Source organism: Streptomyces sp. HP-A2021, from assembly GCF_022807935.1.
Classification (GTDB): Bacteria; Actinomycetota; Actinomycetes; order Streptomycetales; family Streptomycetaceae; genus Streptomyces; species Streptomyces afghaniensis.
Map to the genome: position 1 here is coordinate 6,655,821 of NZ_CP094344.1, position 26,561 is coordinate 6,682,381.

Here is a 26,561-nt window from a genome sequence, read left to right on the forward strand (position 1 = left end):
ATCAGGCGTCCCTCCCTCCCGGAGGGACGCCTTCCTCACCGAGGATGATGCCCGTGCAGCAACCCACCCCGTCCGCGAGCTGGTCGCGTCCCGCCGAGCGGATCATGGCCGCGATCAACCGCGACCCCCTGACCGCCCCGCACGCCGTCCGCAACGACGCGCTGCTCGCCGTTCTGACGGCCGGGCTCTCCGTCGCCCTCGGGCTGTTCGTCGACGACGGCCGCAGGCCCGACGCGCTCGGCTGGGCCCTGCTGCTCGTCTCGCACGTGCCGCTGGTGTGGCGCCGCCGCAGTCCCGTGCTCGTCCTGCTCGCCGTGGTGGCCTGCGTCGTCCCCTACCACTTCCTCGAGTACACGCACACCGCGGCCACCCAGGCCGCGTACGTCGCCCTCTACACGGTCGCCGTCACCGGCCGGCCGCTGCGCACCGTCCTGGTCGGCATCGGCGTCATCACCCTGTCGGTGAGCGTGATGCTCACCATCAGCGCCCACGAGGCGCTGGGGCTGCTGAAGGCATCCGGCTGGGTCGTCGCCGTGCTGTTCCTCGGCGTCGACGTGCGCTTCTACCGCCAGTACGTCGCCTCCATCGTGGAACGCGCCGAACGTGCCGAACGCACCCGCGAGGAGGAGGCCCGGCGGCGGGTCGCCGAGGAGCGGCTGCGGATCGCCCGGGACCTGCACGACCTGCTCGCGCACAGCATCACCCTCATCGGCGTGCAGACCTCGGTCGCCGCCCACGTGCTGTCCGCCGACCCCGAGCGGCTCGACCGGGAGACGGTGGCCAAGGCGCTGGACGACATCGCCGAGACCTGCCGCGGCGCCCGCGGCGAACTCCGCACGACGCTGGAGGTGCTGCGCGAACACGATTCCCCGGACGCCCGCGGTCCGCTGCCCGGCCTCGACGGTCTGCCCGACCTGGCGGAGGCCGCGCGGCTCGCCGGTGCCCGGGTCGAGCAGACCGTACGGATACGGCAGGCACCACCAGCCGTCGGCGCCGCCGCCTACCGCATCGTGCAGGAGGCGCTGACCAACGCCGTACGGCACGCGGGACCAGAACCGGCCGTCCGTGTCGACCTGGTGGAACGGGAGGGCGCCCTGCACCTGTCGGTCAGCGACGACGGCACGGGACCGGCCCCGGGCGGCACCCCGGGCTTCGGACTCGTCGGAATGCGCGAGCGGGCCCGCACCGTGGGTGGCACACTCGACGCCGGTCCGCGTGCGGACGGCGGCTTCGAGGTGACCGCCGTCCTGCCGCTGACGAAGACGGGGACGGGGACCACGGGGACGGGAACCGTGGGGGAGGGGACCGGATGACCATCAGAGTGCTGCTCGCGGACGACCAGACCCTGGTACGGGAGGCGTTCGCGATGCTCGTGGAGTCGGCCCGGGACATGGAGGTCGTCGGCCAGGCCGCCACCGGCCGGCAGGCCGTGCGACTGGCCCGCAGCGAGCGGGCCGACCTCGTGGTGATGGACATCCGCATGCCCGACCTGGACGGCATCGAGGCGACCCGGCTCATCGCGGCCGACGAGGACCTCGCGGGCGTCCGCGTCCTGGTCCTCACCACGTACGACACCGACGAGAACATCGTGGACGCCCTGCGCGCCGGCGCCTCCGGGTTCCTGGTGAAGGACACCAGGCCGGCCGAACTCCTCGACGCCATCCGTACGGTCGCGGCCGGGGAGTCCCTGCTGTCGCCGGGGCCCACGGCACGGCTGATCGAGCGGTTCCTGCGCAGCCCCTCGGCACCGGAGACCGGCGGGCCGGAGTGTCTGTCCGGCCGTGAGCGGGAGGTGCTGGCGCTGGTCGCGCGCGGCCTCAACAACACCGAGATAGCCGAGGCGTTGGGGCTGAGCCCGCTGACCGCGAAGACCCACGTCAGCCGCATCATGGGCAAGCTGGCGGCCCGGGACCGGGCGCAGCTGGTCATCGTCGCCTACGAGTCGGGGCTGGTGACGCCGGGGAGCGTCTGACGGGCGGGCAGGCACGGTCCGGGCGGCGAGCTCTGGAGCAGCCCGGCCGCCGTCAGGTACGTCCCGACCCGCTCCACCTCGCCCTGCGACAACGGCACCTGCGGCTCCGCCGTGGCCGGGCAGTCGATCACGCCCCGCAGGTGCAGCGCGGCCTTGAAGGCGCCGATCGCCGAGGAGCCGGGGCCCATGCGGGCCGGGTCTCCGACGCCGACCAGGCCGAAGAGGGCGCACAGCCGCTCCTGTTCGGCACGGGCCTGCTCCCACTCCCCGGCGCGGCACAGGCGGTCCAGGCGGACGTAGCCGTGCGGGTCGACGTTGCCGAGGCCGGGCACGGTGCCGTCCGCGCCGACCGCGAGCGCTGCGTCCACGATCAGCTCGGAGCCGGTCAGCACGCTGAAGCCGGAGATGCCCTGGGCTCGGGCACCGGTCACGACCTGGCGGAAGGCGGCCAGATCGCCGCTGGAGTCCTTGAGCGCGGCCAGGACACCGTCGGCGGCCAGCTCCAGGACCACGTCCGCGGGCAGCTTCGTGTGGACGGCGACGGGGATGTCGTAGGCGACGACCGGGACCGGGCTCGCGGCGGCGACCGCGCGGTAGTGCCGGGTGATCTCCGCCGGGTGGGTGCGGGCGTAGAACGGGGCGGTGACGACGACCGCGTCCGCGCCCGCCGCCGTCACCGCCGTGACGTGGTCCAGGACCCGGGCCGTCGTCATGTCGATCGCCCCGGCCAGCACCGGGAGCTGCCCGCCCACGTGGGCCGCGACCGACTCGACCACCAGTCTGCGCTGCGCGTCCGTCAGATACGCCGCCTCCGAGGTCGAGCCGAGCACGAACAGGCCCTGCACTCCGCCGTCCACCAGATGGTCGACCAGCCTGAGCAGCGAGGGGACGTCCACCTCGCGGTCCGGTGTCAGGGGCGTGCAGACGGGCGGGATGACACCGGTCAGCGGGGTGAACGTCATGGGGCCTCCATCGGGTCGCTCCGGAGGGCGAGCTCGCGGGTCGACTCGTCCTCCTGGACAGGATGGTGGCAGCGGAAGCGGTGCGCGGGGGCCGACGCGGCCGAGAAGTCCGGCATCGCCTCCGCGCACGTCCCGTCCGCCTTCCAGCAGCGCGTGCGGAACGGGCAGCCGCTCGGCGGGCGCGTCGCCGACGGGACCGGGCCGGCCAGCGGGATCGGGTCGATCGGGTCGAGCAGGCCGGGCGTGGCGGAGAACAGGGCGCGGGTGTACGGGTGCCGGGCCCGGTCGGTGACCAGCGCGGCCGGGGACTCCTCGACGATCCGGCCCAGGTACATGGTGATCACGCGGTCGCTCATCCGCCGGACGGTCTGGATGTCGTGCGAGACGAACACCAGGGCCAGGCCCAGGCGTTCCTTCAGGTCCAGCAGCAGATTGAGGATCTGGGCGCGGACCGACACGTCCAGGGCGCTCGTCGGCTCGTCCGCCACGACCAGGTCCGGGTCGAGCGCCAGCGCCCGGGCGATGGCGACGCGCTGTCGCTGGCCGCCCGACAACTGGCCCGGCAGGGCGTCGGCGAGGGCCCGGGGGAGGCCGACCAGGGACATCAACTCGCGCACCCGATCCTCGCGTCGGGCTCTCGTACCCCGGTCGTGCACGTCCAGCGGGTCCCGCAGGATCTGCCGTACGGTCAGGCGGCGGTTCAGGGCGGTCGACGGGTCCTGGAAGATCATGCCGGTGCTGCTGCCGACGGCCCGGCGGCGTTCGGCGGGAGGCATCGCCCACAGGTCGCGGCCCCGGAACGACACCGTGCCCCGCGCCGGCCGCTCCACCCCCACCAGCACCTTCGCCAGGGTCGACTTCCCGCAGCCCGACTCGCCCACCACGCCGACGGTCTCGCCGGGCGCGATCGCCAGGTCGGCTCCGGTCAGGGCGTACACCCGGTCGCGGGTGAACAGGCCGCCGCTGCGGGCCTTGTGCACCACATGCGCGTCGGACAGCTCCACGAGAGCGGGCTGTGCGTTCATGACACCGCCTCGGTCTCGGTGGTTGCCGGCTCTATGGCCGGGTGATGGCAGGCCGCCGTGTGCGCCGGCGTACCGGTCAGGGCCGGGGCCGTCGTGCGGCAGACCCCGCTCGCGCGCGGGCACCGGTCGGCGAACCGGCACCCGGCCGGGAAGTCGGCCGGGGACGGCACGACTCCCTTGATCTGGGTCATCCGCTCCTGCGCCGACTCCAGCGACAGCACGCTGCCGAGCAGGCCGCGCGTGTAGTGGTGGGCCGGGGCCTCCACCAGGTCGGCGGTCACGCCGATCTCGACGATCTGCCCGCCGTACATCACCGCCACCCGGTCGGTGACGTCGGCGACCAGCGCCAGGTCGTGCGAGACGAGGATCAGCGCGAAGCCGAGCTCCTCGCGCAGCCGCAGCAGCAGCTCTATGACCTGGGCCTGCACGGTCACGTCGAGTGCGGTCGTCGGCTCGTCGGCGACGATCAGCTTCGGGTCGCGGGACAGGGCCATGGCGATCAGGACGCGCTGCCGCTGCCCGCCGGACAGTTCGTGCGGGTAGCTGCGCAGGGTGCGCTCGGGGTCGAGGCCGACCATCGTCAGCAACTCGGCGGGTTCGCGCCGCCCGCCGCGCCGGACGACCTGCTTCAGCTGGGCGCGGATCGTCATGGCCGGGTTCAGCGACGACAGCGCGTCCTGGTAGATCATCGCCATCTCGTGGCCCAGGAGCCTGCGGCGTACGCGCATCGGTTCGGCGAGCAGGTCGCGCCCGCCGAACCGGACCTGGCCGCCGACGCGCGCCCCCTTCGGCTGGAGGCCCATGACCGCGAGGGCGGTCAGCGACTTGCCGCAGCCCGACTCGCCGACCAGGCCCAGGACTTCACCGGGATGCACCTCGAAGCTGATGCCGTCCACGATGTCCACGCCGCCGTGCCGCTGGTCGAAGCCGATGGCGAGGTTCTCCACCGCGAGCACCGGCTGCCCGTCGCGGGGCAGATGACGGGCCCGGGCCCGCAGCCGCCGGGCCGCCTCCGTCAGGCCGGGCAGCTGCACGATCTCCCCGCTGCCGGGCTCCGGCGCCTGGAGGCGGTCGTCGTCCTCGGGGACCTCCACCTCCCGCGCCGACGGGGCCGCCCACGCGTCGGACACCCCCTCGGACAGGATGTTCAGCGACAGCACGGTGACCAGCATCAGCAGGCCGGGGAACACGGTCGCCCACCAGCCGCCGGTCAGCACCATGTTCTTGCCGTCCGCGATGACACTGCCCCAGGACGGGTCGGGCGGCCGTACGCCCGCTCCGATGAAGGACAGCGACGCCTCGAAGACGATCGCCTCGGCGACCTGCACCGTGCAGAACACCAGCACGGGCGCGGCACAGTTGATCGCCACGTGCTTCAGCACGATGTGCGGGGTCCGGGCACCAATCACCCGTTCCGCCGTCACGTAGTCCTCGCCGTACTGGTCGAGGACGTTCGCCCGGACGACCCGGGCCACCGGCGGCGTGAACAGGAACGCGATCGCGCAGATCAGCACCGTGATGCCACCGCCGAACACCGCCACCAGCACGGCGGCGAGCGCGATGCCCGGGAACGCCATGACGACGTCCAGGCAGCGCATCAGCGTCTCGTCCACCGCCTTGCGGGAGGTCGCGGCGATCGCCCCGAGCAGCGCCCCGGCCACCAGTGCCAGGCCGGTGGCGCCGAGCCCGATCGCGAGCGACCAGCGCGCCCCGTACATCAGCCGGCTGAGGATGTCCCGGCCGAGGCTGTCCTGGCCCATCCAGTGCCCGGCGGAGGGATGCCCGGTGCCGTCGACGGGCGGCTGCTGGTCGAGCGGGTCGTGCGGGGCGAGCAGCGGGGCGAGCAGCGCCAGCAGCACGACGACCGCCAGGAAGCAGACGGCGGCCTTCGACAGCAGCGGCAGCCGGCGCCAGCCGCGCAGCCGCAGGCCGGGCCGGGACAGCGCCTCGGTGAGGCTCTTTCGGGTCATCATGCGGGTCATCACGTGGTCGCATCCCTCAGTCGCGGGTTGACCAGCAGGTAGAGGACGTCGATGACGAGGTTCACGACGACGAACCCGGCCGCCGTGGTCAGGACGACGCCCTGGACGACGGCCGGATCGCCGTTCTTCACGGCGTCGATCATCAGCTTGCCCATGCCGGGCAGCGAGAAGATCGTCTCGATGACGACCGCGCCGCCCAGCAGATAGCCGACGCGCAGCCCGAGCACGGTGAGCGGGTTGATGAGCGCGTTCCGCAGCACGTTCCGCCCGACCACCACGCGCGGCGGCAGCCCGCTGCCGATCGCCGTCCGTACGTAGTCCTTGTCCAGTTCCTCCACCACGGCCGTCCGCACGATCCGGGTCAGCTGCGCAGCCACCGGCAGGGAGAGGGCGAGGGCGGGGAGCGTCATGGTCTTCAGCCAGCCGGTGAACGAGTCGGCCGGGTTGATGTAGCCGCCGGTCGGGAACCAGCCCAGGTCGACCGCCAGGTACTGGATCATCAGCAGCGCCAGCCAGAAGCCGGGCGCCGCGACACCGGTCAGCGACACGACCCGGATGATCTGGTCGGGCAGCCGGTCCCGGTAGATCGCCGCGGTCACGCCGCCCACGAGGGACAGCACGACCGCGACGCCCAGGCCCAGGAACGTCAGCTGGAGGGTGAGCGGCAGTGCGGTGGTGACCTGGTCGATCACCGGCGCCCGGGTCAGCGCGCTGGTGCCCAGGTCGCCGTGGAGCAGGTCGGCGACGAAGTCGGCGTAGCGCACGGGCAGCGGGTCGAGCAGGCCGTGTTCCTCGCGGAAGTCGTGCAGTTGCTGCGGGGTCGGGTTGGCGCCCTGGAAGAACGCGGACGCCGGGTCGACGTCCGAGAAGCGCATCACCAGGAAGACGAACAGCACGATGCCGAGCATCAGCGGCACGAGCAGGGCGACGCGGCGGAGCAGGATGCGCAGGACTGCGGTCATGCCGCTAGGCCCACTTGGCCTGGAGGAGGTTGATGCCCGGGTAGGGCTGTGCCCTTATGCCGCTGAGCCGCTTCGGGTCCCAGGCCGTCATCAGCTCGTTGTGGACGACCGGGTAGAGCACGGCCTGTTCGGCGACGACGTCGATGTAGTCCTGGACCATCGCCTTCTTCTTCTCCGGGTCCGGCTCCCGGGTGGCCCGGTCCATGTCCCTGAAGAGCGCCTTGGCGACGGGGTCGCCGGCCCACCGCGTGTACTGCATCCACAGGTTCTCGGGCCCGTAGTTGTAGTGCATGATCAGGTCGGCGTCGAGGCCGAACTGGTTGGGATTCGAGGCGGCGGCGACGACCTGGTAGTCCTGCTTCTGGTCCATCTTCGTGAACACGGCCGTCGTCTCCTGCGGGGACAGGGTCGTCTTCACGCCGATCGCGTCCCAGGACGCCTTGATGGTCGGCAGGCAGTCGACGATCCAGCTCACGTTCACCGCGAGGATGTCGATGCTCAACCCCTTGACCCCGGCCTCCTTCAGCAGCGCCTTCGCCTTGTCCGGGTCGTAGTCGTACACGGTCTTCGCCCGGCGGTAGGACGGGTTGCTCTCGTCGAGGAAGGAACTCGACGGCTTCCCGTGGCCCTTGAGCGCGACCTCCACCATCTTCTCGGTGTCGATGGCGTAGTGCAGGGCCTGGCGTACGCGCACGTCGTCGAAGGGCTTGTGCTGGGTGTTGAACATCAGGAACAGGTTGTTCATCCCGGCCCCGCCGGCGACTGTCAGTCCACTGCTCTCCAACTGCGCGATGTTGGCGTACGGGATGTTGTCCGCGATCTGCGCGCCCGCGCTCGACCCCGAGATCTTCGCGACGCGGGGGGCCGCGTCCACGATCGTCAGCCAGTTCATCTTCCGGAAGGCCGGCTTGCGCGGGCCGTTGTAGTCGTCGAACGCCTCGAAGGTCGTGTTCGACTTCGGGTGGTGCGCGGTCTGCCGGTACGGTCCCGAGCCGATCGCCTTGCCCTTGATGGCGTCGTCCCAGGCGCCCGGCTGCGAGAACACGTGCTTCGGCATGATCTTGGCGAGGGCCAGCCGCGCGAGACCGTCCGGGAACGGGAACTTGAGCACCAGCTCCACGGTCCGCGCGTCGATCTTCCGGACCTCCTTCAGCCAGCTCGCGAAGAAGCCCTTGGCGAGGGTCTGGGTGTCCGGGTCGAGGATCCGCTCGAAGACGAAGACCACGTCGTCGGCGGTCACGGGCTTGCCGTCGTGGAACTTCGCCCCGGCCCGCAGCGTGAGCGTCCAGGACGTGCCGCCCGGGTCCTTCGGCACCTCGGTCGCCAGGGCCGCGTACGGCTCGCGGGAGATCGGGTCGGTGTCGAGCAGGCCCTCGTAGATGTGGTTGTTCGCGGCCATGCAGAACGCGGACGCCGTCTGGGTGGGGTCCCAGCTGCCGTCGTTGCCGTAGCCGATCACGGCGGTCAGCGTCCGGTTCGCGCCGCTGCCGCCGCCACCGGTGTCGTTCGTGGACTCCGGCCCGGACGAACAGGCAGACAGCGACGCGGAGACGGCGGCGGCCGCGCCCAGCGCGCCGGTGTACTTCAGGAACGTCCGGCGGTGCGGCGCCGGCACGTCGTGGGTCACGTCGCGCACGGGGTCCTCCAGCGAGAGGTCTGGAAAGGAGACAGGGGGAGGGTGAGCTGCGGAGATACGACGTCCTACGTCCGGCGGTCAGCGCGACCATAAGAGGGGCCGTGGGGGCGGTCAAGAGATCGCACACGAATGGCGTATCTGCCACAGGTCGGACCAATGACGCCGGTGAGGGACGTGAGTTGACGTCTTGTCAGGGCAGGCATGATGAGGGACGTGACTGAGCTGTGGAGTGAGAGTGACGCCGGCGTCCTGAGACTGCCTTCCGGCCGGTTGATGCGGGGGCGAGGCCTCCGCCACCCCATGGACCCCGGCGCGCCCCTTCCCTCCTACGGTGTCTACCTGCTCGGCCGGCGGCCGCCCGAGGTCCCCTGGGAGGCGCGCTGGATCCGCTGGCCCGACTTCCGCCTCCCGTCGGACCGGGCAGCCGCCCGCGAGGTGCTGGCCGATGCCTGGGAGCGGGCCGCCGGAGAGCGCGTGGAGATCGCCTGCGGCGGAGGACGTGGCCGCACGGGCACGGCCCTGGCCTGCCTCGCGGTCCTGGACGGCGTGCCCGGCGAGGAGGCGGTGGCGTACGTGCGCCGGCACTACGACCGGCATGCGGTGGAAACGCCCTGGCAGCGGCGGTACGTACGCCGGTTCGGCGAGGGATGAGCCTCTCCTTCGGCGCGGCGCCTCATACCTTGGTCGCGCCGCCGTAGACCGACGGCCGACAGCGGGGACTGGCGCCGGCTCGGCACAGTGAACGGTAACGCGTCCAGGACGTCTTCGAGCCGATGGGCCTGTACGCGGCGATGATCTTAGAGTTCATCAGCGCGGACGCCCCGCACCGCCCGGACGACCCCGCCTCCGGCTGGCACTGGGAGCCGAAGGAGGCGTTCCACGCGGTGGCCCGCCGATACGGGGCGGCGGGCCACCGCTGACGTCACGCGCAGGAGAGGTCGGATCCGGGCCGCTTCCCGGTGGCCAGGAAGCGGGAGACGGTCCGGTCGCCGCAGGCGTTGCCGTTGTCGAGGAAGGCGCCGTGGCCGGTGGAGTTCACGGTGACCATGACGGCCCGGTCGCCGAGCGCCTGCCGGAGTTTCAGCGCGCCGCTGAGCGGGGTGGCGACATCCCGCTCGTTCTGCACGAGCAGCACGTTGGACGGCCCGCGGTCGGTGATCCGCACGGGCGGTTCCCCCGGCTCGTACGGCAGGGCGGCGCACACCATCGGCCCGCGCGGCATGCCCGCCGTGAGCGGGTACTTCGCCCGGCTCTCGTGGACGTCCTTCTGGTACGCGGCGGCGGAGTCCGGCCAGTCGATGTCGTTGCACATGGTGCCGACAGTGATCGCGGCGACGTTCTGGATCACCGACTCGGGCGGGGACTCGGGCACGGGCGGCACGGTTCCCTTGCGGGCGGCCAGGATCGTCCGGGCCAGGACCGGGTAGTCGTCGGGGTCGTAGAGGCTGGTCAGCATGGTCTGACGCAGTACGTTGCCGTCCAGCCGGTCCGGGTTGGCGCCGGGCCAGGGGAGGGGCTCGCGGTCCAGCCGCGCGGCGAGGCGCAGGAAGCCGGAGCGCACCTCGGCGGCGGTACGCGCCAGCCGGTACGGATTCCCCGGCCGGGACGCCCACGTGGCGAACTCCGGGAAGTTGTCCTCGACGCCGGTCTCGAAGGCGGCGAGCCAGCCGCGGGTCACCCGGGTGGGGTCGGGGTCGTTGTTGCTGTCCAGCACGATGCGGTCGGTGCGGTCGGGGAACAACTGGCCGTAGACGGCGCCGACGTACGTGCCGTACGAGTCGCCCCACGCGGAGATCTCGGGTTCCCCGAGCGCGGCCCGGACGCGGTCGAGGTCGCGGGCCTCGTTGGCGGTGCTGATGTGCCGGATCAGCTCACCGCCGTTGCGGCCGCAGGCCTCGGTGACGCGCCGCGCGGTGGCCATGTTCTCGGCGACGGAACCGTCCGGGGCGGGCCAGGGCAGGAACTTGGTCCTGCCGAGGTCGGCGGGGTCGAGCTTGCAGTCGACGGCGGTGGAAGGCGCCATGCCGCGCGGCGCGAAGCCGATGAGGTCGTAGGCGTCACGCACCTTCTGCGGCAGCTTCTGCCCCTTGCCGGAGGGGTCGGAGAGGCTGTCCCCGCCCGGGCCGCCGGGGATGAGTAACAGCGCGCCGCGGCGGGCCGAGGGCTTCTCGCTCGGAATGCGGGAGACGGCGATCTCGATGGTCCGCCCGTCCGGGTCGGAGTAGTCCATCGGGACCTCGACGGTGGCGCACCGCTGTCTGGGGTCGAGGCCGCTGCCCCGGCAGGCGGACCACCGCAGCGGCTCGGTGGTGTCGGCGGACGCGGTCAGCGGGACGGCGAGCCCGAGCAGGACGGCGGAGGCCGCGGCGAGTGAGGCGTGACGCGTGATCTGCTTCTTGTCCATGAGCCGATCACGGTGCCCCCCCGGCCCCGCCCCACATCCGGTCAACTCCCGGATTCCGCCGGGGGTTTACCCCCTACTGGACGAAGTGACGACGGGCGCGGATTCGTGCTGGGGAGCCGTCCGGGGCGGGATGCGGAGCATGAAGACGTCCGTCGGGTCCTGGGTCTCCACCGTGAAGCCGTGGCGTTCGTAGAGGCGCCGGGCCGGGCTGCCCCGGAGGACGTTGAGGCGGACGGCCGTGCCGGTGGCGTCCGTTCCGCTCAGCAGGGTGCGGAGGACAGCGGAGCCGAGGCCTCGGCCCTGGACGGCCGGGGCGAGATAGAAGTGCTCCAGCCAGTGGCCGTCCTCCGACGGGCGCAGGGCGGCACTGCCCGCGAAGGCGCCGGCCACGAGGACGACCGACGTGTGCTCGGGGCGGAAGCCGTCCCGCAGGCGCTGCCGGACCCGGTGCGCGTCGTAGCGGCCCAGCCTTTCCAGATCCGGGCGCATCACCACCGCCCGCAGTTCCGCAATTGCCTCGACATCGGCCGGTTCCGCGGCCCGCAGCGACCATTCCAGGTCCGTACGCCGGCCGGGCTCGGTCTTTTTCGTCCCCGTATTCGTGTCCACGGCTCGATCATGCCCGAACCCCTTTGTGCCGCCCCGCAGTTGTACGGCACAGACCCTTCCCGAGTGTAGGCGCGGAGAGTCATCGCAGGGATGCGAAGAGTGAAACTCCGAAAGGAAGGGGAGCACGGTGGAGGCACGACACTCGGCGCTCTGCGTCGAAGAAGCGGAGGATGCGGTGAAAGAATTGCGGGCAGAACTCGCCAAGGGCGGAATTATCCAGCCGTCACCGGGACTTCACCCGGTGAATCTTGTGCGGGACGTACCCTGTCCGCTCGTGGAATCGGGCCGGTGTTCCGTTCGGACCGCCCGGCGGCTCGCGGCGGTGCCGCGATGAAGCCCCCGGTCGGCGCGTACGTCGTGGACACCCGCAGCGGCCGCATCGGCATCGTCATGGGGCATGAGGGGCCCTACGTACAGCTGAGGCCGTACGGGGGCGGCAAGGAGTGGGACGCCGATCCCGCCGCCGTCCGGCACGCCACCCCGGCCGAGCGGCTGCGCGCGGCGACGGCGTACGCCAACGCCCGCAGCAGGGGCGAGGTCCCTTGACGCCATGACCCTGCGAGAATGGCGCCATGAGTCTGTTCCGCGACGACGGCATCGTGCTGCGCACCCAGAAGCTGGGTGAGGCGGACCGGATCATCACGCTGCTCACCCGCGGTCACGGACGGGTACGGGCGGTGGCCAGGGGCGTGCGCCGGACGAAGTCGAAGTTCGGTGCGCGCCTCGAACCCTTCTCCCACGTCGACGTGCAGTTCTTCGCCAAGGGCAGCGAACTGGTCGGACGCGGGCTGCCGCTGTGCACGCAGAGCGAGACCATCGCCCCGTACGGGGGCGGGATCGTCAGCGACTACGCGCGGTACACCGCGGGCACGGCCATGCTGGAGACCGCCGAGCGGTTCACCGACCACGAGGGCGAGCCGGCCGTGCAGCAGTACCTGCTGCTCGTCGGCGGGCTGCGGACCCTCGCCCGCGGGGAGCACGCGCCGCATCTCGTGCTGGACGCGTTCCTGCTCCGGTCCCTCGCCGTCAACGGCTACGCCCCGAGCTTCACCGACTGCGCGAAGTGCGGCATGCCCGGGCCCAACCGGTTCTTCTCGGTCGCCTCGGGCGGTTCCGTCTGCGTGGACTGCCGGGTGCCCGGCAGCGTCGTACCCTCGCCCCAGGCCCTGGAACTCCTCGGCGCGCTGCTTACGGGAGACTGGGAGACCGCGGACGCCTGCGAGGCGCGGTACGTCCGGGAGGGCAGCGGGCTGGTGTCCGCGTATCTGCACTGGCACATGGAGCGCGGGCTGCGCTCCCTGCGCTACGTCGAGAAGTAAGCGAAGCAAGCAAGCACGAGGAGACGAGAAACACATGGCCGTACGCGGGATCCTGGGGCGGCAGCGCCGGGAGTACAGGACGCCGGAGCCGCACCCGTCCGGCGCGCGGCCGCCGAAGCTCCCCGGGGAGCTCGTACCGCAGCATGTGGCGATCGTCATGGACGGCAACGGGCGGTGGGCGAAGGAGCGGGGCCTGCCGCGCACCGAGGGGCACAAGGTCGGCGCCGAGCGGGTGCTCGACGTGCTCCAGGGCGCCGTCGAGATGGGCGTGGGCGCCATCTCCCTGTACGCCTTCTCCACCGAGAACTGGAAGCGGTCGCCGGAAGAGGTGCGCTTCCTGATGAACTTCAACCGGGACTTCATCCGCAAGACCCGCGACCAGCTCGACGAGCTGGGCATCCGGGTGCGCTGGGTGGGCCGTATGCCCAAGCTGTGGCGCTCGGTCGCCAAGGAGCTCCAGATCGCCCAGGAGCAGACCAAGGGCAACGACCGGCTGACCCTGTACTTCTGCATGAACTACGGGGGCCGGGCCGAGATCGCGGACGCGGCCAAGGCGCTCGCGGAAGACGTGAAGAGCGGCAAGCTCGACCCCTCGAAGGTCAACGAGAAGACCTTCGCGAAGTACATGTACTACCCGGACATGCCGGACGTGGACCTGTTCCTGCGTCCGAGCGGTGAGCAGCGCACCTCCAACTACCTGCTCTGGCAGAGCGCGTACGCCGAGATGGTCTTCCAGGACGTGCTGTGGCCGGACTTCGACCGCCGCGACCTGTGGCGGGCGTGCCTGGAGTTCGCCTCGCGGGACCGCCGCTTCGGCGGCGCCATCCCGAACGAGGAGCTGCTGGCCATGGAAGGCAAGCAGGAGTAGTCCCGCACTCAGGGGCGCGGGGAACTGCGCGACCGGCCACGGTGGACCCGCACCCGGGATGCGGGTCTCACCCCCACGGCGAACAGCGGCTCAACCGCCGGAGGCCTTCGCGCAGTCCGCGCACGTGCCGAAGATCTCCACCGTGTGGGCCACGTTCACGAAGCCGTGCTCGGCGGCGATGGCCTCCGCCCACTTCTCCACGGCCGGGCCCTCCACCTCGACGGCCTTGCCGCAGCCGCGGCACACCAGGTGGTGGTGATGGTCGTCGGTGGAGCAGCGGCGGTAGACGGACTCGCCCTCGGCCGTGCGCAGGACGTCGACCTCGCCGGCGTCGGCGAGGGACTGCAGGGTGCGGTAGACCGTGGTGAGCCCGACCGAGTCGCCCTTGTGCTTGAGCATGTCGTGCAGTTCCTGCGCGCTGCGGAACTCGTCGACCTCGTCCAGGGCCGCCGCCACGGCGGCACGCTGCCTGGTGGCGCGGCCCTTCACGGACGGTCCAGCGGTCGTCACCGTTGCCTCCTCACGTCTGCCTTGCCCGGGCCATTGTGCCAGCCCGGGGTGGGGGCGGTCAGACGCCGACTTCGTCGGCCGGCTCCCGGGTGGCCGGAATCGCGCACTCGGCAGGGTCGTGAGCGGGATCCGCGGCGTTCCTGGCGCGGGCGCGGCGGCGGGCCAGCGGAGTCGCCAGCGCCGTCAGCACGACGAAGGCGCCGATGGTCAGCAGTACGATCGTCGCACCGGGAGGCACGTCCTGGTAGTACGACGTGACGGTCCCGCCGATCGTCACGCTCACCCCGATGGCCACGGCGATCACGAAGGTCGCGGCGAAGCTGCGGCCGATCTGCTGGGCGGCTGCGACGGGCACCACCATCAGCGCGCTGACCAGGAGCAGGCCGACCACGCGCATCGCCACCGTCACCGTGACGGCCGCGGTGATCGCCGTCAGCAGGTTCAGGGCGCGCACCGGCAGGCCCGTCACCCGGGCGAACTCCTCGTCCTGGCTGACGGCGAACAGCTGCCGGCGCAGGCCGAGGGTGACCAGGACGACGAAGGCGGCCAGAATGCAGATGGCCGTGACGTCCGACTCGGACACCGTCGACAGGGAGCCGAAGAGGTACGACGTCAGATTGGCGTTGGAGCCCGTCGGCGCGAGGTTGATGAACATCACACCACCGGCCATGCCGCCGTAGAACAGCATCGCGAGGGCGATGTCGCCGCGGGTCCTGCCGTACCAGCGGATCAGCTCCATGAGCACCGCGCCGATGACCGAGACGAGGGTCGCCATCCACACCGGGGACCAGGTCAGCAGGAAGCCGAGGCCGACGCCGGTCATCGCCACATGTCCGATGCCGTCGCCCATCAGGGCCTGGCGGCGCTGGACCAGGTAGATGCCCACCGCGGGGGCCGTGATGCCGACCAGGACGGCGGCGAGCAGCGCCCGCTGCATGAAGGCGTAGTCGAGGATCTCCATCAGCTCAGCAGTCCCGTGCGGATCGGTTCGTGGCCCGCGGGTGCGTGCGGGTGTACGTGGTCGTGGCCGGGCAGGGCGTGCTGCCCGACCGCCTTGGGGGGCGGCCCGTCGTGCACGACGCAGCCGTCGCGCAGGACGACCGCCCGGTCGATGAGGGGCTCCAGGGGGCCCAGTTCGTGCAGCACCAGCAGCACGGTCGTGCCCTGCGAGACCTGCTCGCGCAGCGTGTGCGCGAGGACCTCCTGGCTGGCCAGGTCGACGCCGGCCATCGGCTCGTCCATGATCAGCAGTTCCGGCTCGGAGGCGAGCGCGCGGGCTATCAGGACGCGCTGGTGCTGGCCGCCCGAGAGGGCGTTGACCGAGTCCTTGGCCCGGTCCGCCATGCCGACGAGCTCCAGGGCCGCGCGCACGGCCGCGTGGTCCGCCTTGCGCAGCACGCCGAAGCGGGCCCGGGACAGGCGGCCCGAGGAGACCACCTCGGTCACCGTGGCGGGCACCCCGCCGGCGGCCGTGGTGCGCTGCGGGACGTAGCCCACGCGGTGCCAGTCGCGGAACCGCCTGCGGTCCGTGCCGAACAGCCGGATCTCGCCGGCGCCGGTCTGCACCTGGCCGATGATGCTGCGTACGGCCGTGGACTTGCCGGAGCCGTTCGCGCCGAGCAGCGCGACGACCTCACCGTGGCGCACGGTGAGGTCGATGCCGCGCAGGACGGGGCGCGAGCCGAGGTCGGCGCGGACGCCGCGCAGGGATACGACGGGCTCGGTCATGCCGTCCTCCGATGGGTCGATCACTTGGCTCCCAGGGCCGTCTGAAGGGCCTTGAGGTTGGCTTCCATGACCTGGAAGTAGTCGTCGCCGCGGGACTTGTCGGTGATGCCCTCGAGCGGGTCGAGGACGTCCGTCTTGAGCTTCGCGTCCTTGGCGAGGGTCTTCGCGGTCTTGTCGGAGACCAGTGTCTCGTAGAAGACGGTGGTGACGCCGTCGGCCTTGGCCTCCTGCTGGAGCTCCTTGACCCGGGCGGCGCTGGGCTCGCTCTCGGGGTCGAGGCCGGAGATGGCCTCCTGGGTGAGGCCGTAGCGCTCGGCGAGGTAGCCGAAGGCGGCGTGGTTGGTGAAGAAGACCTTGGTCTTGGTGTCCTTCAGGCCGGTCTCGAACTCGCCGTTGAGGCCGTTCAGCTTCTCGACCAGGGCCGCGGTGTTCTTCTTGTAGTCGGCGGCGTGGTCCGGGTCGGCCTTCTCGAAGGCCTTGCCGACGCCCTGGGCGACCTCGGCGTACTTCACCGGGTCCAGCCAGATGTGGGGGTCGCGGGCGTGCTCCTCCTCCTCGGAGTGCCCCTCCTCCTCGGCGTGGCCTTCCTCGCCCGCGTGGTCGTGCTCGGTGTTGCCGTGGTCCTCGAGGGTGGTCAGGCCGGCCGCGTCGATCTTCGTCTTGATGCCGGTCTGCGAGACCGCCTCGTCGACGGCGGGCTGGAGGCCCTTGAGGTAGAGCGCCGCGTCGGCCTCTTCGAGCTGTGCCCGCTGCTTGGTGCTGATCTCCAGGTCGTGCGGCTCCTGGCCGGGCTCGGTCAGACTGGTGACGTTCGCGTGGTCGCCGCCGATCTGCTCGGCGAGGAACGCCATCGGGTAGAACGAGGCGACGACGTCGAACTTGTCCGTGTTGCCCTTCGCCGCGCTGTCGCTGGAGCAGGCGGAGAGAGCACCGAGGCCGAGAGCGGTGGCCGCGGTGACCGCGGTGGCGGATATGAGGCGTCGTCGTACGTTCATGACACTCATTTTCAACAAATATGGAAACCGTTGTCAACAAACCGGCTGAGCGGGATCCGCGAGGGGGCCTGGCGGTCGCCGAGGGGGGAGCGATTTGATTGAGGGGGCGCCCCCGCCGGTAACCTGAAGCATTCGCTGGAAGCAACTCGCTTCGTCGCCCGTCGTCGTAATGAAGAGAGCACCGTGGCCGCCGACAAGATCGACACCATCGTCAGCCTGAGCAAGCGCCGTGGCTTCGTATTCCCCTGTAGTGAGATCTACGGCGGCCAGCGCGCCGCTTGGGACTACGGCCCCCTGGGTGTCGAGCTCAAGGAGAACCTCAAGCGCCAGTGGTGGCGCTACATGGTGACGTCGCGCGAGGACGTCGTCGGTATCGACTCGTCCGTGATCCTGGCCCCCGAGGTCTGGGTCGCCTCCGGCCACGTCGCCACCTTCACGGACCCGCTGACCGAGTGCACCTCCTGCCACAAGCGGTTCCGCGCGGACCACCTGGAGGAGGCCTACGAGGAGAAGAAGGGCCGCGCCCCGGAGAACGGCCTCCTCGACGTCAACTGCCCCAACTGCGGCAACAAGGGCCAGTTCACCGAGCCGAAGCAGTTCTCGGGCCTGCTGTCCACCCACCTCGGCCCGACGCAGGACTCCGGCTCCATCGCCTACCTGCGCCCCGAGACCGCCCAGGGCATCTTCACCAACTTCTCCCAGGTGCAGACCACCTCGCGCCGCAAGCCGCCGTTCGGCATCGCCCAGATGGGCAAGTCCTTCCGCAACGAGATCACGCCCGGCAACTTCATCTTCCGCACCCGCGAGTTCGAGCAGATGGAGATGGAGTTCTTCGTCAAGCCGGGCGAGGACGAGAAGTGGCAGGAGTACTGGATGGAGCAGCGCTGGAACTGGTACACCGGTCTCGGCCTGCGCGAGGAGAACATGCGGTGGTACGAGCACCCGAAGGAGAAGCTCTCCCACTACTCCAAGCGCACCGCCGACATCGAGTACCGCTTCCAGTTCGGCGGCAGTGAGTGGGGCGAGCTCGAGGGCGTCGCCAACCGCACCGACTACGACCTCGGCGCCCACTCCAAGGCCTCCGGCCAGGACCTCACCTACTTCGACCAGGAGGCCGGCGAGCGCTGGACCCCGTACGTCATCGAGCCCGCGGCCGGTGTCGGCCGCGCGATGCTGGCGTTCCTCCTGGACGCCTACATCGAGGACGAGGCGCCCAACGCCAAGGGCAAGATGGAGAAGCGCACGGTGCTGCGCCTCGACCCGCGCCTGTCCCCGGTGAAGGTGGCGGTGCTGCCGCTGTCCCGGAACCCGGAGCTGTCCCCGAAGGCCAAGGGCCTCGCCCAGGCGCTGCGCCAGAACTGGAACATCGAGTTCGACGACGCCGGCGCCATCGGCCGCCGCTACCGCCGCCAGGACGAGATCGGCACGCCGTTCTGCGTGACCGTCGACTTCGACACCCTGGAGGACAACGCGGTCACCGTCCGCGAGCGTGACTCGATGAAGCAGGAGCGCGTCTCCCTCGACCAGATCGAGGGCTACCTGGCGGCCCGCCTGGTCGGCTGCTGATCTCTCCTTGCGCACGCCGGTGCCGGGTTCCTCCGCGGAGGGGCCCGGCACCGGCGCGTTTCACGCGTGGACGGCCGAGTGGTCCTTCAGCGCCACCGCCGATTGGCCCTGTTTCCGGGAGCGGCGCGCCGCCAGGGTGAGGGCATGAGCATCGCCTTTCTGCTGACCACGCTCGTCGTCGTCGCCACGCCGGGCACCGGAGTCGTCTACACCCTCGCCGCCGCGCTCTCCCGGGGCCGGCGCGCGAGTGTCGTCGCGGCCGTCGGGTGCACGCTCGGGATCGTGCCGCATCTGCTGGCCACGGTCACCGGGGTCGCCGCCCTGCTGCACGCCAGTGCGACCGCGTTCCAGGTGCTGAAGTACGCCGGGGTCGCCTACCTCCTGTACATGGCGTGGGCGACGGTGCGGGACAAGGAGGCGCTCGTGGTGGAGGAGGAGCGGGCGGCGCCGGTGTCCGCGCGGCGGGTGATCGTGCGGGGCGTGCTGATCAACATCCTCAACCCGAAACTGACGATCTTCTTCTTCGCGTTCCTGCCGCAGTTCGTGAGCCCCGGGGAGCCGCACGCGGTGGTGCGGATGGTGGGGCTCGGCGGGGTGTTCATGCTGGCGACCTTCGCCGTGTTCGCCGCGTACGGGGTGCTGGCCGCGTCGGTGCGCAGTCATGTGATCGGGCGGCCCCGGGTGATGGCGTGGCTGCGGCGGGGGTTCGCGGGGTCGTTCGTGGCGCTGGGGGCGAAGCTGGCGTTCACGGCGCGGTAGCCGAAGGTCCGGGGCGGCGGTTCCGGGGTGGGCTGACAAGTATCGAATGACAGATATTGAAATCTGTCAGCTGTCATGGCACAGTGGACGGCATGACGATGCGAACCCGAACCCTCGGCACCACCGGCCCCCAGGTCTCCGCCCTCGGTCTCGGCTGCATGGGCATGTCCGCGCTGTACGGCGAGGCCGACCGGGCCGAGTCCGTCGCGACCATCCACGCGGCGCTCGAAGCGGGCGTCACCCTGCTGGACACCGGCGACTTCTACGGCATGGGCCACAACGAGATGCTGATCGGCGAGGCCCTGCGCGCGGCCCCCGCCGCCCGGCGTGAACAGGCCCTGGTCAGCGTGAAGTTCGGCGCCCTGCGCGACCCGGACGGCGGCTGGTCCGGCTACGACGGCCGGCCCGCCGCCGTGAAGAACTTCGCCGCGTACTCCCTCCAGCGGCTCGGCGTCGACCACATCGACGTCTACCGCATCGCCCGCCTCGACCCTGACGTGCCGGTCGAGGAGACGGTCGGCGCGATCGCGGAACTGGTCGAGAAGGGATACGTGCGGCACATCGGCCTCAGCGAGGTCGGCGCCGACACGATCCGGCGGGCCGCCGCCACCGCGCCGATCTCCGACCTGCAGATCGAGTACTCCCTCATCTCGCGCGGCATCGAGGACGAGATCCTCCCCACCACGCGCGAGCTGGGCATCGGCATCACGGCGTACGGCGTGCTCTCCCGGGGCCTGATCTCCGGGCACTTCACCGCCGACCGGCAGCTCGGCGCCGGCGACTTCCGGGCGATGTCGCCGCGCTTCCAGGGGGACAACCTCCGGCACAACCTCGACCTCGTCGAGGCGCTGCGGAAGATCGCCGAGCAGAAGGGCGTCAGCGTCGCGCAGATCGCCATCGCCTGGGTGCTCGCCCGCGGTGAGGACATCGTGCCGCTGGTCGGCGCCCGCCGCCGCGACCGGCTCACGGAGGCGCTGGGCGCGCTGGACGTCACGCTGGACGCGGCCGACCTGACCGCGATCGAGGAGGCCGTACCGCCCGGCGCCGCCGCCGGCGACCGCTACCCGGCGGCCCAGATGGCACACCTCGAGAGCTGAACCGGGCTCCAGGTACGGTCAGGGGCATGGCACCGACCAGCGAGACTCTGACCGCCGAGCGCATCCTCGAGGCGACCGAGGAGGTGCTGCGCCGCCACGGCCCGGCCAAGGCCACCGTGGTGGACGTGGCCCGCGCGCTCGGCGTCAGCCACGGCAGCGTCTACCGTCACTTCCGCACCAAGGCGGCGCTGCGCGAGGCCGTCACCAAGCGCTGGCTGGATCGCACGTCCGGGGAGCTGTCGGGCATTGCCGCGGGGGACGGTGCCCCGGAGGCCCGGCTGCGGGACTGGCTCGCCGCGTTGTTCGCCGCGAAGCGCCGCAAGGCGGGCGGGGATCCGGAGCTGTTCGCCACGTACACGGTCCTCACGAGCGAGAACGGCGCGGCGGTCGGTGAGCACATCGCCGACCTGACATCCCAGCTCACCCGCATCATCCGGGCCGGTGTCGAGACCGGCGACTTCGCCGCCGGGGACCCGCAGGCCACGGCCCGCGCGGTCTTCCAGGCGACGGGTCGCTTCCACGACCCCAGTCATGCCCGGGAGTGGGAAGAGCCGGGGGCCGAGGCCGACTTCAGGGCGGTCGTCGACCTGCTGATGCGAGGACTGCGGCCCTGAGGGGATCGCCGTACCCACCGGGTGCGCCCCGGCCGGGAGAGGCACAGGATGGGAAGGGAGGGGCGGGTCGCCGCGAGGGGGCGCTGAGAAGGAGATGGCGATCATGGATCTCGTACTGCGTCCGGGCACTGCGGACGATGCCGCAGAGTGCGGAAGGATCTGCTACGAGGCCTTCGCGGGCATCGCCGAGGAGCACGCGTTCCCACCCGACTTCCCGAGCCCCGACGTGGGTGTGGCGGTGATCGAGGGAGCCCTGACGCACCCGGGTTTCTACAGTGTCGTCGCCGAGCTCGACGGGCGGATCGTCGGCAGCAACTTCCTCGACGAACGCTCGGCCGTCGTCGGGGTCGGGCCCATCACCGTCGACCCCGCCGTGCAGAACGCGGGCGTGGGCCGCCGCCTGATGCGGGACGTGATGGAGCGCGCCGACGAACGCGGGGCGCCGGGCATCCGGCTGTTGCAGACCGGCTACCACAACAGGTCGTTCTCGCTGTACGTGAGCCTGGGCTTCGTCCACCGGGCCACGGTGGCCTGTGTGCAGGGCCCGCCGATCGGGCGTGCGATGCCCGGCTACGCGGTGCGGGAGGCCACGGACGCGGACCTCGGCGCCTGCAACGACGTGTGCCGGCAGGTCCACGGCGTCGACCGGGGCGGCGAGGTCGCCGACGGGCTCAAACAGGGCACCGCCCGGGTCGTGGAGCGCGCGGGACGCGTCACCGGGTACGCCACCGACCTGGCCTTCTTCGCGCACGCCGTCGGCGAGACCACCCCTGACGTACAGGCCCTGATCGCGGCGGCCCCGCAGTTCGCCGGCCCGGGCATCCTGGTGCCCGTGAGCGACAGTGTGCTGCTGAGGTGGTGCCTGGCCAACGGCCTCAAGGTCGTGCAGCTGATGAGCCTGATGACCATCGGTCTGTACAACCAGCCCGACGGTGCGTACCTGCCCTCGATCCTCTACTAGGGCCCGCCCGGCCGTTCACGCCGCCGTCGGGTCCACCGTCGCCTGGTGGGCCTCCGCCAGGTGCTCCTCGGCCTTCAGCCAGGGCAGGAACTGGGCGCCTCTGCGCCAGCCGCAGGTGTCGCATCTGATCGTGCGCTGCACGCCCGTGCGCCGCACCCGCACCACGTGCTCCCGGCCGTGCTGGTCCCAGCGGCTGACCTTGCTGGTGTCGCTCTGCGCCATGACGTCTCCCGCGTCCAGGAATCCGGCGGATCCGGTCTGCTCGCAGCAAGGAGTGTGCTGCAAGACCAACATCAACAGGGTTTTCCCGGACGCGAGTTATCAGGCCGTGAGATACCTCAAGCGACCGTGCGCGGCAGCCGGAGACTCAGCAGGCCGGTCAGCACCACACCGGCGAGCTGCACCAGCAGCGTCGTGACCAGGGCGTCCCGCATGCCCATCCCCGGGACCAGGGACAGGAACAGCGTGCCCAGGGTCGCCACCCCGAGTGCCAGCGCCGACTGCTGAGTGGTGATCATCACGCCGCTGCCGACACCGGCGCGGGCGGGCGGCACCTCGGAGAGGATGACCCGGTAGATGACGGGGAGTTGCAGAGCCTGTCCCGCACCGGCGACCGCCGCTCCGGGGAACAGCTCGACGAAGCCGAGGTGCGGCCAGAAGCGCCAGGCGGCCAGTGCCATCAGCGCCAGACCCAGGCCCTGGAGCGCGGCGCCCGCCGTCACCACCCGCGTGCCGTACCGGGCGACCAGCCGCGGGCCCAGCAGCGAGAAGACGAAGAACACCACCGCCAGCGGCGCGAGCGCCAGCCCCGCGGCGACCGGGTCGAGCCCGGCGCCCTGCTGCAACGCCACCGCGATCACGAACATGAAGCCGCTGAAGCCGATGGAGAAGGGCAGCACCAGCAGCAGCCCGCGGCGCAGGGAGGTGAGCGCGAACAGGCTCGGCGGAACCAGCGGTGTACGGCCCTCCCGGTCGGCCCGCCGCTCCACGACGTAGAACGCCGCCGCCGCGAACGGGAACGCCACCAGCGACAGCCAGGTCCACAGCGGCCAGCCCGCCGCCCGGCCCTCGGTGAGCGGGACGAGCAGCGTGAGGAGCGAGGCCGCCAGGAGGACCGTGCCCGGGACGTCGACCGGCTCGGGGCGCGTGGAGCGGGTCTCGGGGACCGCGCGGGCGGCCAGGAACAGCCCGGCGAGGACGACCGGCACGTTGACGAGGAACACCGACCGCCAGCCGGTCCCCGCGATGTCGGCGGCCACCAGGACCCCGCCGAGGATCTGCCCGGCCACCATGGACAGCCCGGCGGTCGCGCCGTACAGGCCCATGGCCTTCGCCCGCCGGGGGCCGGTCGTGGTCGCCTGGATGGTGGCCAGCACCTGCGGCAGCATCGCGGCGGCCGACGCGCCCTGGGCGACCCGGGCCGCGACCAGCGACCAGGCGCCGGGCGCCAGCCCGCACGCCAGCGAGGTCAGCCCGAAGGCCGCCATGCCGACGAGGAACAGTCGCCGCCGGCCGAACAGGTCACCGAGCCGGCCGCCGAGGACCAGCAGGACCGCGTACGACACCCCGTACCCGGCGACGACGAGTTCGAGGACCGACTCGCTCGCGGCGAGGTCGGCGCCGATGGTGGGCAGGGCGACGTTCACGATGAAGAAGTCGATGAGCGGGAGTGCCGCGGCCAGCAGCACCGTGAACAGTCCGAGCCCGCCGAGCACGGGAGCCGGGGCGGCGGGGGGGCGGACGGGACGTGAAGTGAGGGATTCCGTGGTCACGTCATCAGCCTGCGGCGACGCTCAGGCTGGTACCAGAGTGTTCTTATCCTGGTAGCAGCAGCACCTGGAAACAGGGTCCGGGCGGCGGCAGGCTGAAGGGTATGACGACCATGGCGCAGCGGACACCGGCCCACCCGCCCGAGGCGTCCGGTGACGCGGACGTCCGGCGGCACGAGCTGGCGGCGTTCCTGCGCAGCCGCCGGGAGCGGATCGCCCCCGAGCAGGTCGGCCTGCCCCGCGGCCGCCGTCGCCGCACGCCGGGGCTGCGCCGCGAGGAGGTCGCCCAGCTCTCCGCCGTGGGCGTCACCTGGTACACGTGGCTGGAGCAGGCCCGGGACATCCAGGTCTCCGTCCAGGTCCTCGACGCGCTGGCCCGCGCGCTGCTGCTCGACCCCAGCGAGCGCGCCCACCTCTTCCGGCTGGCCGGGGCCGCCGACCCGACACCGGCGACCACGTGCCCGTCGGTCACGCCGGCGATGCGGGCGGTGCTGGAGCAGATCGAGCCGTTCCCGGCGTGCCTGCAGAACAGCCGGTACGACATCCTCGCCCACAACCGCACCTACGGGCTGCTGCTGTGCGACCTGGACGCGGTGCCGCCCGAGGACCGCAACTGCATGGTCCTGTCCTACACGCACGCCGAGTGGCAGTCGTCGATCGTGCACCTGGAGGAGACGCAGCGGCTGATGGCCGCGCGCTTCCGGGCCGCGATGGCCGGCCATCTCGCCGAGCCCGCCTGGACGATGCTCCTGAAGCGACTGCGCACGGAGTCCCCCGCCTTCCGCACGGCCTGGGACCGCCACGAGGTCGTCGCCCACCGCACCAAGCGCAAGGAGTTCCTCAACCGCCACGTCGGCCGCATCACCGTCCACCACACGGACTTCTGGCTGACGCCGGGGACGGGCCCGCGGATGGTCACGTACGTCCCGGCGGACCAGGACTCGCGAGAGCGCCTCGAGAAGCTGCACGCAATAGCGAAAGGCCGACGTGACGTTACCGCCGCGCACCTGCGGTAACGGATTTCCGGCCGTCGCTGTTCGGATCCGCGTGACCCCGGCCCGCTCCACTCCCCGGCGAGCGGGCCGGTTGCTCGCGTACGTCAGCGGCTACCGCAGGCAGCCGGTCAGTAGCAGTTGCGGATCTTCCACACCGGGGTCCAGTTGTAGCTCGTGCTGGAATCCCCGACCGGCACGTTCTTCAGGACGTTGCCGGACTGCCCGTAGAACGTCGCCGTCGCGCGGCTGCCGGTCTGCCTGTTCACGTAGCCTCCGGTACCTCCCCAGTTCGACAGCGAGTAGGTGTGGCAGTCGTAGAGCTTGAACACCTTGAACTTGTTCACCGTCGGGTCCCATACGCGGGCACACAGATTGCCGGTGGGGCAGGTGTAGCCGGGGCCCGAGGTGTGGAAGTAGCTCGCGGCCGGTGACACCGTGGGCGCACTTGCCGCCGTGCTCTGGCCTGCGGGGGCCGGTGCGGCGCTGGCTGCGGGAACCATGCCGGCGGTGAGAAGGGCGGTTGCTGCGGTGGCCGTGGCGAGGACGGAACGTGTGCGCATGCGGATTCCCCCTGGTATGTGTGCGGTTGGCTTCCTGCAGCAGCATGCGGTGGCCTGGGCGCCGGACGCGCGTGGTTTTGGCTGCAGCCAAAACGTCGGTCACATCCGCGGCTTGCTCGCACCCGGAACCGGGGCGTCAAGAGTCGCCAAGGAGCCGTCGTCCCAAGGGGGTTGCGGTGTGCAGGGCGCGTTTGCCGTCCCGCCGGGACGTGATGAGTCCACTGTTTCGCAGCACGGCCAGTTGCTGGCTGACGCTCGGCAGGGAGACCCCCGTCGTGTCGGCGAGCTCGGAGGTGGTGGGGCAGGTGAGTGTGGCAGCCTCGTACAGGAGTGCCGCGCGGGTGGGCCCCAGCAGACGGGCCAGCGACGCCGTGGAAGTGGCAGGCGTCGAGTGGGTCTTGTCGACCGGGTAGATGAGCACAGGTCGCAGTTGGCCGTCGGCCAGGGTGATGGGGCGCCGCCAGCAGAAGTACGAAGGGACCAGCAGCAGGCCGCGGCCCTGCAGGTGCAGCTCGCGCTCGACCGGGTAGTCGACGGTCAGCACGGGCGGCTCCCACACCGCCATCGGTCGCAGACTGTTCAGCAGCGCCCTCGTACCGCCGTCCACGAGGGCGCGGGTGCGCAGGGCCAGGTCCGCCGCCGTGGCCGCGCTGATGCGGTTCCAGAGCGGCGCGATGAACTCCTGGTGGTAGGTGCGGAGTTTCCCGCCCAGCGCGGTGAGCGCGGTGACGTCACCACGTGCCAGTGCAGCGCCCGCCCACGGCCGTCCGCCGCTCGCCGTCAACAGGGTCAGCTCCTGGCGCAGGCGGCGTCGCGGCGTCGCGAGCACCCTGTCGATGCCCGTCTGGAGATCATCTGGACCGTCCTCGACGGGCGGGGTGAGGAAGTCCGGGAAGTAGGCGGCACGCGGCACCAGACTGAACAGCGCCGACGCTGCCCCTCGGGCCGTCTCGTCCCGGCGGACCAACCCGGCGACCGTCTGCCGCCACGGGTCGAAGGCGACGGCGCCCTCCCGTGCTTGTAAGCGGCACACACTGCACACGATCTCCCACAGCGGGTCCGGGCGGCGGGCGATGCGCACGCTTTCCAGATCACTGCCGGTGAAATGGATGCGCAGCATGGCTTCCCCCCGTTGGCCATTGACACTCAACGAAGAGCCTCGCCACGCGCGATGTCCCGGACAAGGTCAATCTCGGCCAGGCCCTCGACCGGCTTCGTCCGGGCCTTCTCGCCGTGCTCGGCGTGCGGCGGGGCGGGTTGCGCCGGAC

The 26,561-nt window shown here is 71.4% G+C and carries 28 protein-coding genes and 1 pseudogene; 14 read left to right on the forward strand and 15 right to left on the reverse strand.

Going from position 1 to position 26,561, the window contains the following annotated elements:
* The first annotated feature begins 44 nt into the window (after window positions 1–44).
* Both MQE23_RS30085 and MQE23_RS30090 read left to right on the forward strand, forming a co-directional pair.
* Entirely contained in the window at window positions 45–1,313 is a 1,269-nt protein-coding gene (locus MQE23_RS30085) for a histidine kinase (RefSeq protein ID WP_243380780.1), read from the forward strand.
* Complete coding sequence (locus tag MQE23_RS30090) at window positions 1,310–1,972, forward strand: response regulator transcription factor (protein WP_020273170.1); 663 nt, start codon at window positions 1,310–1,312, stop codon at window positions 1,970–1,972. Before MQE23_RS30085 ends, MQE23_RS30090 begins: the two co-directional genes overlap by 4 nt.
* Here MQE23_RS30090 and MQE23_RS30095 read toward each other — a convergent pair.
* From MQE23_RS30095 to MQE23_RS30115, 5 genes are read right to left on the reverse strand one after another with little or no spacing between them, the layout of a single operon-like run.
* Complete coding sequence (locus tag MQE23_RS30095; protein WP_243380781.1) at window positions 1,936–2,934, reverse strand: dihydrodipicolinate synthase family protein; 999 nt, start codon at window positions 2,932–2,934, stop codon at window positions 1,936–1,938. The genes MQE23_RS30090 and MQE23_RS30095 overlap by 37 nt on opposite strands.
* Window positions 2,931–3,959, reverse strand: coding sequence for an ABC transporter ATP-binding protein (locus MQE23_RS30100; protein ID WP_243380782.1), 1,029 nt, complete (start codon window positions 3,957–3,959; stop codon window positions 2,931–2,933). Before MQE23_RS30100 ends, MQE23_RS30095 begins: the two co-directional genes overlap by 4 nt.
* Window positions 3,956–5,932, reverse strand: coding sequence for a dipeptide/oligopeptide/nickel ABC transporter permease/ATP-binding protein (locus MQE23_RS30105; protein WP_037669710.1), 1,977 nt, complete (start codon window positions 5,930–5,932; stop codon window positions 3,956–3,958). The genes MQE23_RS30100 and MQE23_RS30105 overlap by 4 nt, the downstream gene beginning before the upstream one ends.
* A gap of 8 nt (window positions 5,933–5,940) precedes the next feature.
* Window positions 5,941–6,903, reverse strand: coding sequence for an ABC transporter permease (locus tag MQE23_RS30110; protein WP_020273165.1), 963 nt, complete (start codon window positions 6,901–6,903; stop codon window positions 5,941–5,943).
* Window positions 6,904–6,907: 4 nt separating this feature from the next.
* Window positions 6,908–8,539 (reverse strand): ABC transporter substrate-binding protein, encoded by a 1,632-nt coding sequence (locus MQE23_RS30115; protein WP_243380783.1) that lies wholly within the window; start codon window positions 8,537–8,539, stop codon window positions 6,908–6,910.
* Window positions 8,540–8,743: 204 nt separating this feature from the next.
* Here MQE23_RS30115 and MQE23_RS30120 point away from each other — a divergent pair, with 204 nt between their 5' ends.
* The gene (locus tag MQE23_RS30120) at window positions 8,744–9,190 is read left to right on the forward strand and encodes a hypothetical protein (protein WP_037669708.1); all 447 of its coding nucleotides are present in this window, start codon (window positions 8,744–8,746) and stop codon (window positions 9,188–9,190) included.
* Window positions 9,191–9,291: 101 nt separating this feature from the next.
* Window positions 9,292–9,459 (forward strand): annotated as a pseudogene (locus MQE23_RS30125) (abortive phage infection protein); the annotation flags it as partial.
* Between the two features lie 2 nt (window positions 9,460–9,461).
* On the opposite strand, the gene MQE23_RS30130 reads toward MQE23_RS30125, so the two are convergent.
* Window positions 9,462–10,943, reverse strand: coding sequence for an alpha/beta hydrolase (locus MQE23_RS30130; protein ID WP_243380784.1), 1,482 nt, complete (start codon window positions 10,941–10,943; stop codon window positions 9,462–9,464).
* A gap of 66 nt (window positions 10,944–11,009) precedes the next feature.
* Window positions 11,010–11,489 (reverse strand): GNAT family N-acetyltransferase, encoded by a 480-nt coding sequence (locus tag MQE23_RS30135; protein WP_243382812.1) that lies wholly within the window; start codon window positions 11,487–11,489, stop codon window positions 11,010–11,012.
* Between the two features lie 190 nt (window positions 11,490–11,679).
* Between MQE23_RS30135 and MQE23_RS30140 the strand changes: the two genes are divergently transcribed.
* From MQE23_RS30140 to MQE23_RS30155, 4 genes are read left to right on the forward strand one after another with little or no spacing between them, the layout of a single operon-like run.
* Window positions 11,680–11,886, forward strand: coding sequence for a hypothetical protein (locus MQE23_RS30140; RefSeq protein WP_243380785.1), 207 nt, complete (start codon window positions 11,680–11,682; stop codon window positions 11,884–11,886).
* Window positions 11,883–12,098 (forward strand): hypothetical protein, encoded by a 216-nt coding sequence (locus MQE23_RS30145; RefSeq protein WP_020273158.1) that lies wholly within the window; start codon window positions 11,883–11,885, stop codon window positions 12,096–12,098. Before MQE23_RS30140 ends, MQE23_RS30145 begins: the two co-directional genes overlap by 4 nt.
* A 26-nt stretch (window positions 12,099–12,124) precedes the next feature.
* Window positions 12,125–12,871, forward strand: a complete 747-nt coding sequence (gene recO, locus MQE23_RS30150) for a DNA repair protein RecO (protein ID WP_020273157.1) — start codon at window positions 12,125–12,127, stop codon at window positions 12,869–12,871.
* A 34-nt stretch (window positions 12,872–12,905) separates the two neighbouring features.
* Window positions 12,906–13,739: an isoprenyl transferase gene (locus tag MQE23_RS30155; RefSeq protein WP_243380786.1), complete on the forward strand. Its 834-nt coding sequence runs from the start codon at window positions 12,906–12,908 to the stop codon at window positions 13,737–13,739.
* A gap of 90 nt (window positions 13,740–13,829) precedes the next feature.
* Here the strand turns inward: MQE23_RS30155 and MQE23_RS30160 are convergent, their stop codons facing one another.
* From MQE23_RS30160 to MQE23_RS30175, 4 genes are read right to left on the reverse strand one after another with little or no spacing between them, the layout of a single operon-like run.
* Window positions 13,830–14,249, reverse strand: coding sequence for a transcriptional repressor (locus MQE23_RS30160; protein ID WP_037669688.1), 420 nt, complete (start codon window positions 14,247–14,249; stop codon window positions 13,830–13,832).
* Between the two features lie 58 nt (window positions 14,250–14,307).
* A complete protein-coding gene (locus MQE23_RS30165; RefSeq protein WP_037669706.1) occupies window positions 14,308–15,210 on the reverse strand; it encodes a metal ABC transporter permease in 903 nt (300 codons plus the stop codon).
* On the reverse strand, window positions 15,210–15,977 hold the full coding sequence (locus MQE23_RS30170; RefSeq protein ID WP_243380787.1) for a metal ABC transporter ATP-binding protein: 768 nt from the start codon (window positions 15,975–15,977) through the stop codon (window positions 15,210–15,212). Before MQE23_RS30170 ends, MQE23_RS30165 begins: the two co-directional genes overlap by 1 nt.
* A 20-nt stretch (window positions 15,978–15,997) precedes the next feature.
* Window positions 15,998–16,972, reverse strand: a complete 975-nt coding sequence (locus tag MQE23_RS30175; protein WP_037669687.1) for a metal ABC transporter substrate-binding protein — start codon at window positions 16,970–16,972, stop codon at window positions 15,998–16,000.
* 183 nt (window positions 16,973–17,155) lie between these two features.
* On the opposite strand from MQE23_RS30175, the gene MQE23_RS30180 reads away from it, so the two are divergent.
* The 5 genes from MQE23_RS30180 to MQE23_RS30200 all read left to right on the forward strand — a co-directional run bounded on the left by MQE23_RS30180 (window position 17,156) and on the right by MQE23_RS30200 (window position 21,969).
* A complete protein-coding gene (locus MQE23_RS30180) occupies window positions 17,156–18,538 on the forward strand; it encodes a glycine--tRNA ligase (protein ID WP_020273151.1) in 1,383 nt (460 codons plus the stop codon).
* Window positions 18,539–18,682: 144 nt separating this feature from the next.
* A complete protein-coding gene (locus MQE23_RS30185) occupies window positions 18,683–19,297 on the forward strand; it encodes a LysE family translocator (protein WP_037669686.1) in 615 nt (204 codons plus the stop codon).
* A 92-nt stretch (window positions 19,298–19,389) separates the two neighbouring features.
* Entirely contained in the window at window positions 19,390–20,394 is a 1,005-nt protein-coding gene (locus MQE23_RS30190; RefSeq protein ID WP_037669705.1) for an aldo/keto reductase, read from the forward strand.
* A 26-nt stretch (window positions 20,395–20,420) separates the two neighbouring features.
* Window positions 20,421–21,008 (forward strand): TetR family transcriptional regulator, encoded by a 588-nt coding sequence (locus tag MQE23_RS30195; RefSeq protein WP_020273148.1) that lies wholly within the window; start codon window positions 20,421–20,423, stop codon window positions 21,006–21,008.
* A 103-nt stretch (window positions 21,009–21,111) separates the two neighbouring features.
* Complete coding sequence (locus MQE23_RS30200; RefSeq protein WP_037669703.1) at window positions 21,112–21,969, forward strand: GNAT family N-acetyltransferase; 858 nt, start codon at window positions 21,112–21,114, stop codon at window positions 21,967–21,969.
* A gap of 15 nt (window positions 21,970–21,984) precedes the next feature.
* On the opposite strand, the gene MQE23_RS30205 is transcribed toward MQE23_RS30200, so the two are convergent.
* Together MQE23_RS30205 and MQE23_RS30210 are read right to left on the reverse strand one after the other, a co-directional pair.
* Window positions 21,985–22,191, reverse strand: coding sequence for a hypothetical protein (locus MQE23_RS30205; protein WP_037669683.1), 207 nt, complete (start codon window positions 22,189–22,191; stop codon window positions 21,985–21,987).
* Between the two features lie 116 nt (window positions 22,192–22,307).
* Window positions 22,308–23,741, reverse strand: a complete 1,434-nt coding sequence (locus MQE23_RS30210; RefSeq protein WP_243380788.1) for an MFS transporter — start codon at window positions 23,739–23,741, stop codon at window positions 22,308–22,310.
* A gap of 101 nt (window positions 23,742–23,842) precedes the next feature.
* Between MQE23_RS30210 and MQE23_RS30215 the strand changes: the two genes are divergently transcribed.
* Window positions 23,843–24,754: a helix-turn-helix domain-containing protein gene (locus MQE23_RS30215; RefSeq protein ID WP_020273144.1), complete on the forward strand. Its 912-nt coding sequence runs from the start codon at window positions 23,843–23,845 to the stop codon at window positions 24,752–24,754.
* A 107-nt stretch (window positions 24,755–24,861) separates the two neighbouring features.
* Here MQE23_RS30215 and MQE23_RS30220 read toward each other — a convergent pair whose 3' ends face one another.
* Window positions 24,862–25,293 carry a hypothetical protein gene (locus MQE23_RS30220; protein WP_051185586.1) on the reverse strand — a complete coding sequence of 144 codons (432 nt, stop codon included), beginning with the start codon at window positions 25,291–25,293 and terminating at the stop codon, window positions 24,862–24,864.
* A 136-nt stretch (window positions 25,294–25,429) separates the two neighbouring features.
* Window positions 25,430–26,413 carry a DUF5937 family protein gene (locus tag MQE23_RS30225; RefSeq protein WP_020273142.1) on the reverse strand — a complete coding sequence of 328 codons (984 nt, stop codon included), beginning with the start codon at window positions 26,411–26,413 and terminating at the stop codon, window positions 25,430–25,432.
* Window positions 26,414–26,561: the final 148 nt, after the last annotated feature.

Coding starts and splice junctions, on each gene's coding strand:
- MQE23_RS30085 (WP_243380780.1), top strand. CDS start 45: ATGATGCCCGTGCAGCAACCCACCCCGTCCGCGAGCTGGTCGCGTCCC.
- MQE23_RS30090 (WP_020273170.1), top strand. CDS start 1,310: ATGACCATCAGAGTGCTGCTCGCGGACGACCAGACCCTGGTACGGGAG.
- MQE23_RS30095 (WP_243380781.1), bottom strand. CDS start 2,934: ATGACGTTCACCCCGCTGACCGGTGTCATCCCGCCCGTCTGCACGCCC.
- MQE23_RS30100 (WP_243380782.1), bottom strand. CDS start 3,959: ATGAACGCACAGCCCGCTCTCGTGGAGCTGTCCGACGCGCATGTGGTG.
- MQE23_RS30105 (WP_037669710.1), bottom strand. CDS start 5,932: ATGATGACCCGAAAGAGCCTCACCGAGGCGCTGTCCCGGCCCGGCCTG.
- MQE23_RS30110 (WP_020273165.1), bottom strand. CDS start 6,903: ATGACCGCAGTCCTGCGCATCCTGCTCCGCCGCGTCGCCCTGCTCGTG.
- MQE23_RS30120 (WP_037669708.1), top strand. CDS start 8,744: ATGAGGGACGTGACTGAGCTGTGGAGTGAGAGTGACGCCGGCGTCCTG.
- MQE23_RS30130 (WP_243380784.1), bottom strand. CDS start 10,943: ATGGACAAGAAGCAGATCACGCGTCACGCCTCACTCGCCGCGGCCTCC.
- MQE23_RS30145 (WP_020273158.1), top strand. CDS start 11,883: ATGAAGCCCCCGGTCGGCGCGTACGTCGTGGACACCCGCAGCGGCCGC.
- recO (WP_020273157.1), top strand. CDS start 12,125: ATGAGTCTGTTCCGCGACGACGGCATCGTGCTGCGCACCCAGAAGCTG.
- MQE23_RS30155 (WP_243380786.1), top strand. CDS start 12,906: ATGGCCGTACGCGGGATCCTGGGGCGGCAGCGCCGGGAGTACAGGACG.
- MQE23_RS30165 (WP_037669706.1), bottom strand. CDS start 15,210: ATGGAGATCCTCGACTACGCCTTCATGCAGCGGGCGCTGCTCGCCGCC.
- MQE23_RS30170 (WP_243380787.1), bottom strand. CDS start 15,977: ATGACCGAGCCCGTCGTATCCCTGCGCGGCGTCCGCGCCGACCTCGGC.
- MQE23_RS30175 (WP_037669687.1), bottom strand. CDS start 16,972: ATGAACGTACGACGACGCCTCATATCCGCCACCGCGGTCACCGCGGCC.
- MQE23_RS30185 (WP_037669686.1), top strand. CDS start 18,683: ATGAGCATCGCCTTTCTGCTGACCACGCTCGTCGTCGTCGCCACGCCG.
- MQE23_RS30190 (WP_037669705.1), top strand. CDS start 19,390: ATGACGATGCGAACCCGAACCCTCGGCACCACCGGCCCCCAGGTCTCC.
- MQE23_RS30195 (WP_020273148.1), top strand. CDS start 20,421: ATGGCACCGACCAGCGAGACTCTGACCGCCGAGCGCATCCTCGAGGCG.
- MQE23_RS30200 (WP_037669703.1), top strand. CDS start 21,112: ATGGATCTCGTACTGCGTCCGGGCACTGCGGACGATGCCGCAGAGTGC.
- MQE23_RS30205 (WP_037669683.1), bottom strand. CDS start 22,191: ATGGCGCAGAGCGACACCAGCAAGGTCAGCCGCTGGGACCAGCACGGC.
- MQE23_RS30215 (WP_020273144.1), top strand. CDS start 23,843: ATGACGACCATGGCGCAGCGGACACCGGCCCACCCGCCCGAGGCGTCC.
- MQE23_RS30220 (WP_051185586.1), bottom strand. CDS start 25,293: ATGCGCACACGTTCCGTCCTCGCCACGGCCACCGCAGCAACCGCCCTT.
- MQE23_RS30225 (WP_020273142.1), bottom strand. CDS start 26,413: ATGCTGCGCATCCATTTCACCGGCAGTGATCTGGAAAGCGTGCGCATC.